Source organism: Cyclobacterium plantarum (genome assembly GCF_011290685.1).
GTDB lineage: Bacteria > Bacteroidota > Bacteroidia > Cytophagales > Cyclobacteriaceae > Cyclobacterium > Cyclobacterium plantarum.
In genome coordinates, this window is record NZ_JAANYN010000004.1 from 385,056 (window position 1) to 401,917 (window position 16,862).

Sequence of the window (16,862 nt, forward strand, 5' to 3'; positions counted from 1 at the left end):
GCTTCTTTACCCTTCTAACAGATTCAGGCCATCTACTGCAGGACCAATTCCTGGAATGCCAGAAAATTGCAGTCAATAAGAATTCAAAATTTGATCAATTTGATTATTTAAGGTAGAATGATAGACCTTCACCAAATAAAAGCCATATTATCAGTAAGTCTATCAATAAATCCTCGATTAGAAATGACTTTAACCTGTATTTTACGACCCAAACGACTCATTTATACAAAAAAATATCTCAGCATAAACTTATTAACACCCACCAAATCTTCACGCTTCTCCCATAAATTGCATGATCCAAATATAATTTTTCATCTAACTAATTTAATGGGTTTAGGAGAGCCTTATTAAAAGTAAATACTGTTTTTTCCACTTAATAAATTTAAATTCCTGTTAGGATTTTCGATTTATTTATTTGAAATTTGGGAGTGACAGTATATTTATTTTGACCTGTCTATAATGACAGGTATTTGGATTTGGTTTAAGGTGATTTTCTTTGTGCATGTCTGCAAATTGCTTTTAAATACAATCTTTTCTTCTGTAACCTTTTGTTATTTCTGAAACAGGACCAACTTTAAAACAAAAGGAAGCTTCGTTAAATTCTTTTAGTTGGAGTGAATAATGGTTTTTGAGGTTTTTCAAATTTTAAGCGAGCAGGTAAATGCCTATTTTCAGGAAATAGGCCTGGAGGATTCTCAATTGGTCATTGACAACATCGCACTGGCAGAGGGTTCTTCAGATGCAGCTGATGCCATGCGGGACAAGGTGGTGCTCAGCCTGGTAAATCTGCATGAAGAGGGGACCATGAAAAACCAACCCAACCACCATGTTAGAAACGATCAGATACAATACCGCAACAGGGTCATTCACCTGCACTTGTTTCTCTTGTTTTCTGCCAACAGAAATGCCTATGGCAAATCCCTGAAGGATTTATCGGCCATCATTTCATTTTTCCAGGGAAAGAAATTGTTTACTCAGGGGAACACGGTTTTTGACCGGGACCTTGATACCATGCAACAAGTGGGGAATTTTCGCTTTACCATGGAGCTGTATACGCCTACTTTCGAAGAGCTTAATTTTATCTGGGGCACCCTGGGAGGAAAACAGCTTCCCTCGGTCTTGTACCAGCTGAACCTCCTTCCTTTGGAAAGAGAGTTGGATCAGGCAGCAGGTCCTTTGATACAAAGTGTACATTCAGATGTTAAAAACAAACCCTGATCATGTTCACTACTCACTATACCACCCTTTTTTCCATAAATATCCTGCACGGGTATCACCTCAATAACGGGGAAGAAAACTACCTGGATCTGAATGTGGCAAATCAGGAAAAAATGATGGCCGGATACGATTGGAACCAATTTCTCAAATTAAGTCCAACGAGGGAAACCCAAAGGCAGTTCCGGCGATTTCAACTCCTAAGTAAAAATACCAACAAAAGCCTGCGGGTAATGGTGCGCACACTGGAGGTCGATTCACAGGATAGTTTTATTCCATTGGATCAGGAACTTACCCTGGCTTTCCTGATTAGCTACAGGGATCCTTATTTCGAGAATTATACCGATATGAATTTTCTATCGGGTGAAAAAATGTTTTTCAGCAATTTTCATCCTGCCCCCTTGGAAGGCTTGGACTTTCAGCCCATATCTATGGAAGCTACCGAAGAATATTTTTCCGACAGCTTTCTCCTTTCAGCAGTAAACTTTGAACTGTTACTGGATGCTTACCGCATAAAAGAAGCAGGTAAGGATACCGCAGGTCTTATTCTCATCCGGATGCAGGGGGAAACTGGTAATCTCAATGTGATCAATGTAAACAATACCCTTAAAATAAATCCCACGGTCTTTAAAATGCATTTTGCCAATCGAAGCACGTATTGGCGATATTATCAGGCATCCAGTGATACCGGTGCCGAGACCAACCAGCCTAAGCCCTTAACCAAAAATGGATTTGTGCAGCTGTCCACAGAGACGGATTTTGATACAGATCCGGCAGCAATCAGCCATTTGCGGTTCCCCAATCCCGGGGTAAAACACATTCAATCAGATGGAATCAATTACTATTCAGAAATTAATATTTAACAGGATGAATCATGGCAGCAAATTACAGAACACCAGGTGTCTACATTGAGGAGATTTCAAAATTCCCCCCGTCCGTAGCACAGGTAGAAACCGCAATTCCGGCCTTTATTGGCTACACGGAAAAAGCAAGGGAGAAGGAGGCAGATACCACCGAAACCCTTTTGAACCAGCCTAAACGTATCGTTTCCCTTTTGGAATATGAAACGTTCTTTGGAGGACCTGACCCTGAAATTGGAATAAAAGTGCAGATTTCAGAGACGGAAGGAGATAAATCGGTATTGGTGGAAGGGCCGGACCCCGAGGACAAGTCGCCCTTTCTGATGTATTATTCCATGCAGGCCTATTTTGCCAATGGAGGCGGGCCCTGTTTTATCATTTCGGTCGGTATTTACGAAGAAGCGGATCCCGCTTCCCCGGTTACCATGGCGGCACTTAACCTGGGCTTGCAGGAATTGGAAAAAGAGGATGAACCGACTTTGATCTTGTTTCCGGATGCCATATCCCTGCCGGAACCAAGTCAGTATTATTCTGTCTATAACAATGCCCTGGCACTCTGCCGGAAAATGAGGGACCGGTTTACCATCATCGACACCTATACCAATATCATGGAAACGGAGATTTCTTTGGATACAGGAGTTAGGGAATTGATTACCGGGGATCTGGAAGAGAAAAAATATGGGGCCGTTTATTACCCTTATGTGGAAACCATTCTCAATTACAGTTATGATCCGGAACAAACGGAGATTTCCCATATGATTACCGATGCTTCACCTGTTTCGGATATCATGGAGGAAATAGATGAAATTTTAGTGGAGGCCGAAGGTATCATGACCGATTTGCCGGGTGAAATTACTGCTTTTACCGATGCCAATACAGCCATTCAGGCCGGATCGGATGGAGATGCGGTTACCAATAAGGCCACCGTTGGTGATCCCCTTCAGGACATCATTGATGCCTTGAATGAATTTTCAAGTCTGATGGCCGAAGTAGTAGATGATACCAATAATGTGGCTGCACTGGCCCAGCCAACAGATGAAGCCCTGGCAACAGCAGCCACAGAGGCAGCCAATGCACTGAATGATGAATTGGAAGAGGGTGCTGACCTGCCTGCATTTATTGCAGGGCTTCAGGGCCATTTGGATATTCTAAACCAGGATGTGGATGGAACGGCTGTAAAACAGGCCTCGGGTGATGCGAATACCAGCATTACTTCGACCGATGTAAATGCCCTGCTACAAGGGATCCTTGATTTGATCGATCCTCCTATTTTGGATGCCCTGCTGGATATTGAAGAGCTGGATATGGAATCCGAAGGGGCTTTACATGACCTGGCCCTCAGTGAAGTGGAGGATATAGACAGCAGCACCTATAATAAAATAAAAAATGAAATCAATCGGCTCAGGGTAATATTGCCTCCTTCCCCGCTTATCGCCGGAGTTTATGCCCGGGTGGATGCCAACAATGGGGTTTGGAAAGCACCCGCCAATGTTTCATTGAAATATGTGGTCAAGCCAACGGTAAAAATCACCAACGAAATGCAGGACAGGTTGAATGTGGACACTACTGCCGGGAAGTCCATCAATGCCATCCGATCCTTTACGGGTAAAGGCACCTTGGTTTGGGGAGCGAGAACATTAGCCGGTAACGACAATGAATGGCGTTATGTGCCGGTCAGGAGATTTTTCAATATGGTGGAAGAATCCGTAAAAAAAGCTACGGAACAATTTGTATTTGAAGCCAATGATGCCAACACCTGGGTGAAGGTCAGGGCCATGATAGAGAATTTTCTGGTACAACAATGGAGGGCCGGAGCATTGCCCGGGGCCAAGCCGGAACATGCCTTTTACGTAAGAGTGGGCCTGGGGCAGACCATGACCGCCATGGATATTCTGGAAGGCCGGATGAATGTGGAGATTGGCATGGCCGTCGTGAGGCCGGCAGAATTTATCATTCTGAAGTTCTCTCATAAAATGCAGGAATCCTGATTTATACAATGAACCATTTAAATGTAACAAACCATGAGTTACCCATTATCTAAGTTTCACTTTCAAGTAGAGTGGGCTGGAACAAATATCGGTTTTACAGAAGTTTCCGGTCTGGATGTAGAGACCGAAGTCATTGAGTACAGACACGGGGCAAGTCCTGAATATAGCAAAACCAAAATGCCAGGCATGCAAAAATTCAGCAACATTACCCTGAAAAGAGGGACTTTCGCCAGCGACAATGAGTTTTATGCCTGGTGGAATTCGGTTCAGCTCAATCAAATCGAAAGGAGGGACATTACCATTTCCCTGCTGAATGAGGAACACGAGCCCGTGGTGGTCTGGAAGGTAAAAAATGCATGGCCCACAAAAGTACAGTCAACCGACCTGAAAGCAGATGGCAATGAGGTGGCCATAGAAAGCATGGAATTGGTTCATGAAGGACTCAGCATCCAAAACGACTAATTTATGGCCTATGCATATCCTCCGGTTGGCTTTCATTTTTCTGTCAGCTTTTCGGGCTTAGACGGGGAGGAGAATGACACCCATTTTCAGTCTGTTTCCGGATTGACGGTGGACATGGATACAGAGGAGTTTGCCGAAGGTGGCGAAAACAGGTTCAAGCACAAGTTTCCGGTAAAAACCAAATATGCCAACCTGGTCCTGAAAAGAGGCTTGATGGTGGGGTCCGAATTGATCAGTTGGTGCAGAGATGCCCTTGAGAATTTTGAGTTTGCTCCCAAAGACCTTACCGTGCAACTGTTGAATGAGGAACATGAGCCTTTGATGACCTGGAATGTGGTGCATGCCTTTCCGGTGAAATGGGCTGTGGATGATTTTAATGCACAGGAGAGCAAGCTGGTGATCGAAACCCTTGAGTTTTCCTACCAGTATTTTAAAACCATTGAATGATGCCTATAGAAATCAAAGAGTTGCACATTAAAATTCATGTGGACGATCCCGGAAAGAAAAAAAATGGGAATGTTACGGGAAAAGAGGAATTGGTAGCCCAGTGTGTGGAACAGGTCATGGAAATCCTGAGGCTTCAAAATGAAAGATAAATGAGCGAAGGTAAATTGGAGAAATTGAAATTGGTGGCTTACAGTGACCCTGAGTTTAACGAAAAGGTGGCTGATGGAGAATTTACGACCCTGCTGAATCCTGAGAAATACATTTATCAATATAAAATAGATCAAAATGAGGACCAGGCTCCGGGTACCAGTGCCGCTCCAACCAGGTTCAACAAGAAGCTTCCCGAAGAACTGGATTTAGAATTCCTTTTCGACCGCACTGGAGTGGTTCCGGGAAAGGAAGCTACCGAAGATGGCGTGATTGATGATATCGAACACTTCAAAAAAGTAATCCTGGATTACAATGGCGATCAGCACAAACCCAATTATGTGATGATTTCCTGGGGCAGCCTGCTTTTCAAGGGATGTCTGACCGAGATGACTTTGGAGTTCAAGCTATTTAGGGCAGATGGTACACCCCTCAGGGCTTTGGCAAAAGCCAAATTCAAAGGTTTTGTTGAAGATAACCTGCGTGCCGCCAAAGAAAACAACAGTTCGCCGGACCTGACCCATTTCAGGGTCGTAAAGGCGGGTGAAAATCTTTCTTTGATGTCGCAAAGGATATACGGAGATCCAAAATATTACCTGGAAGTAGCCAGAGTTAATAAGCTGATCAATTTCAGAAGCCTCAAACCCGGGCAGGTACTCTATTTTCCACCTCTACAAAAACAAGCCAATGCCCAATAACAATGTGATACAAACCAGTAGAAGTTCAGATTTAGTCACTTTTGATTTGATTATTGAAGGAGACACCTTACCGGATACTGTCCATGTGCAAAGTATTGTTGTCCAAAAGGAAATCAATCGGATTCCCTATGCAAAAATAAGTATTGTAGATGGAGATGTTTCACTTAGTGACTTTCCTTTAAGCAATGAGGATACCTTTATTCCCGGAAATGAAATAGAAGTTTTGGCAGGATACCATTCGGACAACGAATCCATCTTCAAAGGGATAATCGTCAACCATAAACTCAGGGTCAGGGATGGCAGGCAGGAATTGGTAATTGAGTGCAGGGACAAAGCCTATAAAATGCACGTTAACCGCAGTTCGGGATATTTCTATGATCAAAAGGACAGTGATCTGATGGAGCAATTGATTTCCCGAAATGGATTGGAGGCTGAAGTAGCCGCCACCAATTTTACCCATCCCGAATTGACCCAATACCAGTGTACAGATTGGGATTTTCTGGTAACAAGGGCTCAGGCCAATGGAAGGATTGTTTTGGTAGAAGGGGGAAAGGTACTGGTCACCGAGCCCGATTTAGCACAGGATAGCCTGGAGACGGTTACTTTTGGCGCCAATATACTGGAATTTGATGCAGAAATAGATGCCAGGAATCAGGTGGAAAGTGTGTCTACACAAGCCTGGAATTCGGCAGACCAGGTAATGGAAAAAATTGAAGCCAATGATCCAGGAATAAGTCTAAATGGCAACCTTTCTCCTTCAAACCTGGCAGATCGCATGGGTTTGGGTCCAATTGAACTCCGAAATGGAGGAAGAATTGCCGAAGTAAGTCTTCAGGACTGGGCGGATTCAAAGTGGCTAATACAGCAATTATCCAAAATCAGAGGCAGGGTCAAATTTCAGGGGATTCCGCAAGCAGCGCCAGGTAAATTAATTGATCTCAGCGGGGTAGGTAATAGATTCTCTGGTAAGGCTTTTGTATCAGGTGTCATGCATCAGTTGGCGGCGGGAAATTGGCTGGTAGATGTGCAATTCGGAATGGATCCTGAATGGTTTTCGGAAAAATTCCCAATTCATGCCCAACCTGCCTCAGGTCTGTTTGGAGCAGTTAAAGGCCTGCAGATCGGAAAGGTGTCCCAACTACAGGACGACCCCGAGGGAGAGGACAGGATAATGGTGACCTTACCCGTTATTAATGGAGAAGAACAAGGGATTTGGTGTCGGTTGGCCTGTTTGGATGCCGGCAATGAAAGAGGCATAGTATTCCGTCCTGAAATTGAAGACGAGGTAATCGTTGGATTTATCAATGAAGACCCCAATCAGGCAGTTGTTTTGGGCTCCCTTCACAGCAGTAAAAATCCGGCTCCCATAGCCCTTGCAGATGATAACCATCAAAAGGGCTATGTGTCACGTGAAGGGATAAAGATTCTGTTTGATGATGAAAAGGCAGCGGTCACTATTGAAACGCCAAAGGGAAAAAAGTTTTCCCTGGATGATGATGCTGACCAGATGGAGATGAGCGATGACCACGGTAATACAGTAATCCTCAATGCCGATGGCATTGAAGTGGAAAGTGCGGGTGACCTGATCCTGAAGTGCAGTGGTGACCTGAGTTTGGAGGGTACCAATGTTAAGGTCAGGGCCCAGGCAGAATTTACCGCTGAGGGATCGGCCGGGTCTACGGTTTCCAGTAGTGCGACTACTACCATTAAAGGATCTTTGATACAAATAAATTAATATAAAATGGGAATGCCAGCAGCAAGAATTACAGACATGCACATTTGCCCCATGGTCAATCCCGGAGGGGTTCCGCATGTAGGTGGGCCAGTAATGCCCCCTGGTGAGCCAACGGTATTAATTGGAGGAATGCCTGCTGCGAGGGTAGGAGATATGGCCACCTGTTCCGGACCACCGGATAGCATTGTGGCCGGTTCTGCTACTGTAATGATTGGTGGCATGCCTGCAGCAAGAATGGGAGACAGCACCTCACATGGAGGGTCCATTGTGGCGGGTTTAGCAACTGTTCTGATTGGATAAAAAAACAGGTGAACATGGAAGATGAAATGGAATTTTTAGGTACGGGATGGAGCTTTCCTCCTGCCTTCAATGATAAGTCCGAATCGGTAGAAATGAGTTTCGGGGTCACAGATATTCAGGAAAGCCTTTGGATTCTTTTGTCCACCCGGCTTGGGGAGCGGGTAATGCAACCCAAATATGGCTGCCAGTTGGATGAATTGCAGTTCAGCCCCCTGAACCGGACCACTATTACTTATGTGTCTGAATTGATCCGTACTGCCATCTTGTACCATGAACCGCGTATTGAAGTGGAAAAAATTGACATCACAGAAGAAGAAATGGTCGAAGGTAAGGTATTGATCCATTTAACCTACATGGTACGAGGTACCAATTCCAGGTTCAACCTGGTCTATCCCTATTACCTCAATGAAGGAAATGCCAACTAAAACACATGCAACCGGAAAACCTGCACATATTGAAATTATTATGGAGGAAGGGCAGCTCACAAGCTGATAGAAATCTTTCAGCACTTGATCCTGACAATATAGAGTTGATGGGTCTGGAAGTGGAAGATTGGTTGCTTTTTGCCCATAATTTTGCCCGGTTTTTGCCTTATTTTCCTAAAATCAGTTCCCCTGTAATCCACAAAGACTGGCAACTATTTTTCAAGGAGTTAATCGATATACAGGAGCTGCCAGAAAAGGGTTCCACCGCTTACCGGGATTTACAAAAGTCCATAGCATCCAAATTAGAGGCTTTCTCCGCCTCTGCTGATTTGGCCCCCCATATGACCCTACTAGTTGCTTTTCTTGAACTTTTGGGCTATTCAAAGGACCACATAAATGGAATTACCAAAAGGCACCTTGATTTTTATTATTCCACTGTTTTGAATATCCCCAGAAAAGCACCCCAGGCTGATGAAACCTTCCTGCTGATTGAAGCATCCAAAAGCCCTGCGGTTTTCCTTCCTGAAGGGGAGCTTTTCGATGCAGGGAAGGACGAAAAAGGAATTGCCAGGTATTATAGCAGTACCCGGGGATTTTCTCCCAATCTGGCCCAGGTGGCCCACTTGAAAAACAGATGGGTAGACGAGGCTGGCAAGAAAATAAGGATCAGTCAGGTGGCGAATTCTCTTGATGGCAGAGGCGAACCTTTCAAATCGGAAACTTCGGGATGGTGGCCATTTGGACATCAGCTGGGTACAGCGGATTTTCCGGAATTGGCCCCGGCCACCTTCGGTTTTGGTCTTGCTTTTCCTTCCCTGCGAGCCGCTGCCACAGCGGACAGATATTTTAAATTTGAGTTTGAATTCACAAAAAAATTGGCTTTTTCCGGTGAAGCCAGTGATATCCCTGAAATTTTAACCGCTCATCTGAGTGGGGAAAAAGGGTGGATCACTTTGACCCCATCCAATCATCCTGAAGTCGGGCTCAGCTGTTCGGTTACCGAAAACCAATTGGGTATCGTTATTCATCTGGGGAAAGAACAGCCCTCTCTGGTCTCGCAGGATGAAAAAATTCATGGCCAAATCGTAGGGGAGGGCTCCCCCATCATTTGGTTTGATTTGACTGTCGGAATCCCAAAAACCTTTAAATGGATCAAAGCACTGGGAGAATCACCGGTCAAAAAGGTCAAGGTCAAATCTAAATACAAAGGTATTCAGCAACCTGTTTTGGAGTCCGATCTGGGTATACTCAATCCATCCAAACCCTTTCAGCCTTTTGGCAGTGTTCCCAAAAAAGGCAGCAGCTTTTATATTAAATATCCGGAATGGGATTACAAGCAACCAAAAAGCATTTCTATAAAAGGAAAATGGTCCAACACGCCGGATAAATCCACAGAAAAACCTCCCCAACATTTTAAGCATTGGTATTTTGGATACCGTGATTTAGGGGAGAACTATTTAAGCAAAGACAATTATTTTTCCCAACATTTCAAACCGGTAACAACCTTGGCCGAACCCATTAAAATGTTTTTGTTGCAGCCCACTGGGTTAAAAGCTCCCTTGTTGGACAAAAAGATCAAGGTAAATGACGATCCGGAAAATTTAATTGTCGATGGGGATGATTATTTTAAAGCCAGTATTTCTTTAGGTGATGGAAACAACTGGACCAATTACACCGGCTCCAAAGCACTTTTCGAGGAGAATTCGGGCAATTACAGTACTTCAATAGCCATCTCCCCAAAACCTGGTAAAACAGAGATCGATGCCAGGGGAGGGGTTAAAATTTCCCTCTTACAGTCTTTTCTGCATGAACTTTACCCAAGGTTGTATGCTTTGGCCATGGCCAGTGACCAGCCTGAAACGCCCATCCCCAACGAACCCTATACCCCACTTATGGAAAGTCTGGAAGTGGATTTTGATTGTGAAGTAACTTATGATTTAACTACTAATTCAGCACAAGATTTACAATTGTTTCTTAGGGATGATTTTGGCTACCTGGAGGAGCAAAAAACGAAAAAAGAGGGCATTGCTCATGTAAAGGAAAAGCAACCTTATCTACTGTCTTTCCCAGGCTCGGGAGGAGAACTTTTTGTGGGGATTGAAAATCTGGAAAAGAACCAGCAACTGTCCCTATTATTTCAGGTGCTGGAAGGAAGTGAAAACCCCCAGCATGCGGATTTTTCCGAAGAAAATACCCTTTCCTGGGCAGTCCTGGTGGATAATTACTGGAAACCTCTGAGCAAGGATCAGATCGTTTCCAATCAAACGGAAAACCTGCTTCAATCCGGAATTATCGTTTTGAATTTACCTCAGGAAGCACTTGAAAGTCAAACCAGAATGCCCGGCGAATTTACCTGGATCAGGCTTAAATCAATGGCTCCCTATGATGCGACCAGCCGGGTATTGGGCGTTTTTGCGCAGGCGGTAAAAGTGAAATTTCAGGACCGGGGAAATGAACTCAAACATCTTCAGGATGGCTTGCCTGCCGGTACTATCGGTAAAATGGCAGAACGAAAAGCGGGAGTCAAGGCCGTAAGTCAACCCTATAATACATTTGGGGGGAAAGCCCCGGAGACTGATAAAAAATTCTATACCAGGGTCAGCGAACGCCTGAGACATAAAAACCGGGCTGTTTCCCTATGGGATTATGAACACCTGGTGCTCCAGGAATTCCCGGAAGTTTACAAGGTGAAATGTTTGAACCATACCTGTGAAAAATCTCACCTTTCGCCAGGGCAGGTAACGCTGATCACCGTGCCCGACACGGTGAATAAAAACGTATACGATTTGTTTCAACCAACGCTTAGCGCGTCCAAATTAAATCAGATCAAAGTTTTCCTGGAAGCAAAAATATCCCCTCAGGTGAAACTCACTGTAATGAATCCTCTGTATGAGGAAATTAGCATCAAGGTGGTGGTGAGTTTTAAGTCAGGACTGGACAAAGCCTATTATTCCAACTTTATGGAAGAAGACATTATTCATCATTTGGCACCCTGGACTGCTGAAAACAGGCAGGCCATTGATTTCAGCAATCATTTCAACTTTAGCGGTTTGATTTACTTTATTGAGAAGTTGGATTATGTGGACTTTATACAGCAACTCAGGGTATTTAAAGATGGAATAGAAACTTCAAAAGAAATATTACCCAAAAGCCCCAGGCATATTTTGGTATCTGCCAAATCACACGATATCATTTTGTACGGATCCAATTGATTTGACCAATGATGAATTCCAAAACATATGGCCCTATTTCTAAAGATGTCCACAGCAAGGATGATCTGGATTTTCAATTTCTAAGGAAGGAGGGAATTTCGAGGATTCAAAAGCTGGGTTCCGGCCTATGGACTGACTATAATGCCCATGATCCGGGGGTTACCATTTTGGAGGTTTTGTGTTATGCCATCACAGATTTGGGATACCGGCTTTCTTTACCTGTGCAGGATTTACTTTTTGAGGGGGATAAGAAGAGTTTTCTGAAGGATCATTTTCACCTGGGTCCGGATGTTCTGCCTTGTAAAGCCTTAACCGAACTGGATTACAGAATGCTTTTCATCGATTTGAAGGGAGTTCGCAATTGTTGGCTTGAACCTTATCAGCAGACCCTTTATGCAGATTGCAAAAACCTTAAAATGTCCTACCATCCGGAGGTTTTGGAGGGGATAGCGTCCAAAGACAGTCGTTCTTTTGACCTTAAGGGGCTGCACCGCATCCTGGTAGATGTAGAGGAGGAAGTGTCGGTGGAATCGGTTAAGAATAGAATCAGGAAAAGCTATCATGAAAACAGGAATTTATGTGAGGATCTGGTAGAAGTTGTGGCTGTAGATGAGCATCCGATTCAGGTTTGTGCCATAATTGAGCTGGAATCGGAGGCAGATGAGGAGTGGATTGCAGCCTCCATTGACCAGGGCATCAGGCAATATTTTTCTCCGGATATCCGGTTTTATTCCTTTAGTGAAATGCTTGAAAAGGGATATACTACAGATCAGATATTTGAAGGACCTGCCTTGAAACATGGGTTTTTGGATCCCAAGGAGGTAAAGCAAGCTTCCCTTAGAAAAGAAATCCGGCAATCTGATATTATTCAATTGATCATGGACCTGGAGGGGGTTACGGCCATCAAGGAGATCAGGATCAACCACTGTGAGCAAGAAAATGAAGATGGAGGATGGGTCATCCCAGTGGATCCCGGAAAAAAACCTGTGCTTTGCGACAAAAGTAAATTCAACTTTTTTAAAGGTTTATTGCCGGTAAATGTGAATCAAGAACGGGTGGCCAATTACAAGGAGGTATTGAGAAAGGAACAATACGATTTGCAATATGGGGTGAAGGAAAAGGGTTATTCTTTACCAGAACCCTACAGTTATCCATTGGGAGAATATGCAAGTATCCGCAATGACTTTCCGGAAGTATATGGGGTGGGTCCCATTGGATTGCCCGAAACGGTTGACCCGGCGCGGAAAAGAAAGGCCAATCAACTGAAGGCTTATTTGTCCTTCTTTGACCAGGTATTGGTCAGTTATTTCCAACACCTGTCTCAGGTAAAATCCTTATTATCAGTTTTTACAACCTCTGAAAAAACTTATTTCACCAGAGCGGTGACAGATATTGGAGACCATAATGAATTTTTGGTAGAGGGGTATACAACCGGGGACCTGAATGAGGAATTATTTGCTGCCTTCGATGAAGCCAATGCAAGGAACCAGAAAATCAAGGATCATCTTCTGGCCAGGTTTGCAGAGAAATTCAGTGACTATGCTTTTTTAATGAAAAAGATCTATGGAACGGGTATTGACCAGCAAGTGCTGGATACCAAGTCCTTTTTTTTAAAAGAGTATGGAAAAATAAGTGTAGAAAGGTCCACGGCCATGAATTATTACCAGCAACCTTTAAACCGTATCTGGGACAGCGACAATACTTCTGGATTCGAAAAAAGAGTGGCCTTATTGGCTGGGATAAGAAATTTTATGCGGAAAAACCTGGCCAGATCCTTCGTCGAGATTTATCCACTTACTAATGCTCAGGGCGACAAGGTGTACCGCTGGAGGATCTATGACCATAACAGAAGCATTTTATTGACGGCAACTGAAGAATACCCTAGCCGAACTGCTGCCCATAAAGAAATTTACCTGGTAATTCAATTGGTGAAAGGTTTTTCCAGGGAAGAAATCAGTGCTTTTTTTGATGGGTTAGAAGAAATTCCGGAGACTCCGTTTTCTCTGGGCTGTTTTCGCATCACACAGTCTCCATCGGGAAGGTTTTCTTTCAGCATCATTGATCCGTCCATTACTGACACTGATGACCCGGACTATATTATCGCCAGCCAATACAGGTATTATGCCTTTCAGAACTTTCCACAGGCAATCCTTTCATTTAAAGATTTTATGGATCGTGAATTTGATGATGAAGGCTTATTTTTGGTAGAAAACATCTTGTTGAGGCCCAATATCGATGAGGAAGATGACACAAATAACACCTTTTTACCCTTTTGTAAAGAAGATTGTCAGGTAGGAAATTGCCTGGATCCCTATTCTTTCAGGGTAACGATGGTTTTACCTGGAAATACCTTTCGTTTTGCGGATAGGGATTTCAGGGATTTTTTGGAAAACCTGATCAGGGAGGAGTTACCGGCCCACATCCTGGCAAAAATATGTTGGATTGGAAGAGCCAATACCGGAGATCTAGACCAGGAAGACCAGCTGTCACTCTTTGAAGAGGCCTACCTGGAATTTTTAAAGGGTTTAAGCCAGGGAACATATGAAAATCACGGACAATTTATAAAAATACTTTCCGAATTGCGCTCCATTTATCCCACAGGCACATTGTATAATTGTGAAGAAGAGAATGAAAGCAATGCATTGCGGGATAGCATCATATTAGGAAGAACAAATTTAGGTACCATTTAATCCCAACGGCCATGTCAAACAAACTTAGTTCCGTCATCTACCAATACAGACACTATAAGGCTGATCAGGTGCTTACCCATACCCAGCTAAACGAGACCATAGCCTATTTTGAAGATCAGGACCGGCTCACACGTATGGCCCTGTTCGGTGTAGGCATCCTCCATGGCCTGCAAATCGAGTTGGACGAGTCTTCCGAAACGACCCAGCTTATCATTCGTCAGGGGGTGGGAATTACAACCGATGGTGATTTAATTTTGCTGCATCAGGCCCTAACCGAAACCCAACCCAAAGAGAAAAATATTGGCATAGATCAGCTCATATTTACCCATTTCAGGGAATATGAAGATGCGAATGCCAGGTATAGCCCATATTTTTTTCCTGAAGAAGGACAGGTACCTCTGTGGGAAATGTGTCAGGAAAACGATGAAAATGCCCAGTCATTGGATAGTCTTCCTGACTGGCAGGACAAAATCCTGCTGGCCTACCTGGAGTGCTACCCCAAACCCCAGGATATATGTGGGGATATAAATTGTGACAATCAGGGAGAAGAACAGGTTACCCGGTTGAGAATTTTGATGATGAACGAAGGTGATGTGGAACAGCTTGTCAGTCATGATCCTCTTTTCCTAAGAAAAAGACAAATCGACAATGCCGTTTCTGCCCTTTCTCCGCTTCAATTGCTGAAAGTAGTGCATCAGGAAAGTAATACGTCTTCCCAATTGCAGATAGATCGCCTTTACAGAGATGCTATACTGGATGGAAACACCATTGCAGACCTTAAATCAGGAATCCAGACTATTCTAAACGAATTTGAATTTCTTTTTGAGGATAGTGTTTTAATAACTGCCTTAAGGGAGGATCTGGATACTTTATTGGATGCGGTATTCAATTTTGAACAGGACGCTGCTTATCAATACAATCAGTATCGCTATCTTTTGGCTAAAGATTTGGTAGGAACTTACAATGAATTATTGGCTGAATTGAAAATCTTTAACTCCTGGCCAAATCCTGATATAGCTGCATTTCCCAAGCACCTGCTTTTTGGAAAAATTAGCGATGCGTCCTTCCGGCATGCTTTTTTTCCTTCCCCATCCCTGGGCTCAGGAACCGAACAGCTGGAATTGATCAATTCTCTTTTGAAAAAAACCTATTACCTTCTCGTTTCCTTTGGAATCAGCGGAGGGGAAGGGCTGAGAATCATTCCCAATGGGAACTCATCTTCCAATAGCCGTTTTCCTTCCATTCCATTTTTCTATCAAAACAACCAGGGCCTCACTGCCCATTGGCGATTTAAGGGTAATCCATTGATTTTCAGATATGATATTGGAAGTAACCCTTTATTGATGGAATACAGCGGACTGGATTCGTATTGGATAGGAGGGCATTTAGGAGCAGATGGAGAACAAACCTATCAGTCGCTGCTGTCGATGGTGAAGCAGTTTGGATTGGAGTTTAAAGTATATCATTTTGATTTGTCGGCTACAGATGGGAAGTTAAAGAAGTTTTTGCAATCCCATCCTTCTAGTATAAGTATGGGAGGAGTGGCCAAATCGGGAACCTATATCCTGTTGAGTTATCAAAACCAGGTATTTGGGGACTTGTCTCTTTCCTACCGGGTGGTGGATGAGATCAGGCAGTCGGACCATTCGCACGTCAGGGTAGCTGCTTGTTCCTATCCCTGGATCAGTACCCTCAAATACCTGAATAATTTGTCCAGGAGTCTGAAGGGAAGTCGCAGAAATTCCGGAGTACAACCCGAATCTTACCTTTTGGTGATCAGGGATTACGAGATCAACGGGCAGCCGATGATCAGTGGACCTGTAACTTTGGCCATTCCTTTGGAGAATATATTTAATCGGAGGATGCATGCCATTACTGAAAGCCTTAATGAGCGTTTTCCAAAGGGATTGGTGTTTGATTATGATGAATCTTTAAAGAGGTTTCTAATCACGAGACCATATGATGATGAATTTACAGTAAGTTTTGCAGATACCACCCTGAATATCAACAGCCCTGTCTATACCTATACCCAGGACGGAATGGAGAAAACCGATCAGACCTTCAGGCTGGATGCCATTCGTTGTGAGGAGAAAAGATTGTACAGAGAATCTACCTATATGCAGTTGCAGAATGAATTTGCCCCTACCAATAAAGATGACGATTATGGGGCATACAAGGGAAAGTGGCAGGAATGGTATTCGCTTATTGAACGACTCAAAACAGACGCAAGATTTACCGGAACCAATAACCCTCCCCGAATCCCCCAAAGTTATGAAGACCTGCCCGCCTCCCTGAGAAGGATCATCGGGCCGATTAGAAATGAATTGACAGGGTCAGGAGTTTCTCATCAACTTTACCTGACCGGTGATTGGATGAATGGAAGCTGGGCCAGTATAGAAATGATTGATGACTACAAAAACACAACCAATACAAATGACTTGATTTTCCGGTTTTTGAATCTAAGGTCTAAATTACACGAGAAAGAACAAGCCACAAAGGCCTCCCTTTTTGTAGTATTGACCAATGAATCCAATAGAGCCGAAATAGAAAACCTTATGGAACCCTGGACTGATAAGGCAGATATATATATCGAAGGGCCTCAGGTAAGAGGGAGAAGAAGAATTATTGATGGTATTACTGAAAAATTAAGGTTATGAAAAGGGACCAATCATACAAATTCCGG

The 16,862-nt window shown here is 43.7% G+C and carries 13 protein-coding genes; all 13 read left to right on the plus strand.

Annotated features, from left to right (window positions below; translation table 11 throughout):
- Positions 1 to 621: 621 nt before the first annotated feature.
- Genes G9Q97_RS11700 through G9Q97_RS11760 form a run of 13 tightly spaced genes read left to right on the plus strand, consistent with a single transcriptional unit; the run spans position 622 to position 16,836 of the window.
- Entirely contained in the window at positions 622 to 1,218 is a 597-nt protein-coding gene (locus G9Q97_RS11700) for a DUF4255 domain-containing protein (protein ID WP_166147025.1), read from the plus strand.
- Between the two features lie 2 nt (positions 1,219 to 1,220).
- Complete coding sequence (locus G9Q97_RS11705; protein ID WP_166147026.1) at positions 1,221 to 2,078, plus strand: hypothetical protein; 858 nt, start codon at positions 1,221 to 1,223, stop codon at positions 2,076 to 2,078.
- A gap of 11 nt (positions 2,079 to 2,089) precedes the next feature.
- A complete protein-coding gene (locus G9Q97_RS11710; RefSeq protein ID WP_166147028.1) occupies positions 2,090 to 4,063 on the plus strand; it encodes a phage tail sheath family protein in 1,974 nt (657 codons plus the stop codon).
- 33 nt (positions 4,064 to 4,096) lie between these two features.
- The gene (locus tag G9Q97_RS11715; RefSeq protein WP_073093359.1) at positions 4,097 to 4,525 is read left to right on the plus strand and encodes a phage tail protein; all 429 of its coding nucleotides are present in this window, start codon (positions 4,097 to 4,099) and stop codon (positions 4,523 to 4,525) included.
- Between the two features lie 3 nt (positions 4,526 to 4,528).
- Positions 4,529 to 4,972 (plus strand): phage tail protein, encoded by a 444-nt coding sequence (locus G9Q97_RS11720; protein WP_073093354.1) that lies wholly within the window; start codon positions 4,529 to 4,531, stop codon positions 4,970 to 4,972.
- Entirely contained in the window at positions 4,969 to 5,121 is a 153-nt protein-coding gene (locus G9Q97_RS11725; RefSeq protein ID WP_166146540.1) for a DUF5908 family protein, read from the plus strand. Before G9Q97_RS11720 ends, G9Q97_RS11725 begins: the two co-directional genes overlap by 4 nt.
- The gene (locus G9Q97_RS11730; protein ID WP_166147030.1) at positions 5,122 to 5,817 is read left to right on the plus strand and encodes a CIS tube protein; all 696 of its coding nucleotides are present in this window, start codon (positions 5,122 to 5,124) and stop codon (positions 5,815 to 5,817) included. It begins immediately after the preceding gene.
- Complete coding sequence (gene vgrG / locus G9Q97_RS11735) at positions 5,807 to 7,552, plus strand: type VI secretion system tip protein VgrG (protein WP_166147032.1); 1,746 nt, start codon at positions 5,807 to 5,809, stop codon at positions 7,550 to 7,552. Before G9Q97_RS11730 ends, vgrG begins: the two co-directional genes overlap by 11 nt.
- A gap of 6 nt (positions 7,553 to 7,558) precedes the next feature.
- Positions 7,559 to 7,852, plus strand: a complete 294-nt coding sequence (locus tag G9Q97_RS11740; RefSeq protein ID WP_166147034.1) for a PAAR domain-containing protein — start codon at positions 7,559 to 7,561, stop codon at positions 7,850 to 7,852.
- 14 nt (positions 7,853 to 7,866) lie between these two features.
- A complete protein-coding gene (locus G9Q97_RS11745) occupies positions 7,867 to 8,277 on the plus strand; it encodes a GPW/gp25 family protein (protein ID WP_166147036.1) in 411 nt (136 codons plus the stop codon).
- Between the two features lie 29 nt (positions 8,278 to 8,306).
- Positions 8,307 to 11,489 (plus strand): baseplate J/gp47 family protein, encoded by a 3,183-nt coding sequence (locus G9Q97_RS11750; RefSeq protein ID WP_166147038.1) that lies wholly within the window; start codon positions 8,307 to 8,309, stop codon positions 11,487 to 11,489.
- An 8-nt stretch (positions 11,490 to 11,497) separates the two neighbouring features.
- Positions 11,498 to 14,179: a hypothetical protein gene (locus G9Q97_RS11755; RefSeq protein ID WP_166147040.1), complete on the plus strand. Its 2,682-nt coding sequence runs from the start codon at positions 11,498 to 11,500 to the stop codon at positions 14,177 to 14,179.
- 11 nt (positions 14,180 to 14,190) lie between these two features.
- Positions 14,191 to 16,836 carry a hypothetical protein gene (locus G9Q97_RS11760; protein ID WP_166147042.1) on the plus strand — a complete coding sequence of 882 codons (2,646 nt, stop codon included), beginning with the start codon at positions 14,191 to 14,193 and terminating at the stop codon, positions 16,834 to 16,836.
- Positions 16,837 to 16,862: the final 26 nt, after the last annotated feature.